This window comes from Vibrio sp. 1180_3, assembly GCF_029478545.1.
In the GTDB taxonomy this organism is placed as follows: domain Bacteria; phylum Pseudomonadota; class Gammaproteobacteria; order Enterobacterales; family Vibrionaceae; genus Vibrio; species Vibrio aestuarianus.
On sequence record NZ_SJFM01000169.1, the window covers coordinates 1 to 501 of the forward strand.

1 protein-coding gene is annotated in these 501 nt (G+C 37.7%); it reads right to left on the reverse strand.

Features of this window, described 5'->3' with window-relative positions; genetic code table 11:
* Positions 1–106: 106 nt before the first annotated feature.
* Positions 107–346: a hypothetical protein gene (locus EYW48_RS21415; protein WP_277433069.1), complete on the reverse strand. Its 240-nt coding sequence runs from the start codon at positions 344–346 to the stop codon at positions 107–109.
* Positions 347–501 lie beyond the last annotated feature (155 nt).

Here is a 501-nt window from a genome sequence, read left to right on the forward strand (position 1 = left end):
CACGCTCAATGTCGTGCATCTGTTCGAGTTGCAGTTTCTGTTGAGGAGTCAGTGTGATTTTCATGGTTTGTAGCATGATCCTGATTCTATTGAAAATCAAGCATCTTCAATGATCACGGGTATATATTATTTTACCATCTAAGTTAGGCAAATATGTAGATACGGTCTCTCGTGCACAATAGTCTAAAGATGAACGAAGATGGTCGAATATTTCTTTTACCATAATCTTCAACCCAACTGTCACTTCACCTTTTAATAATGATTCTTCATATGGATCACCATGATCCCCTAAATTAGAGCGAATCTCCATAGCTCTTTCATGAAGAGCTTTACTCATTTCAAACATAAGATATTGATATTTTCCTTTAAAAACCTAACGCCCAATTAAGGGGTGAGCAACGCTACCACCGTACCTAACGCATTGTACCGTAAACACTAAAATTGAAGTAGAAGCAAAATGCCAAGCGTTGGGAATCCCTCTTAAATTGTTTGTTATACCCG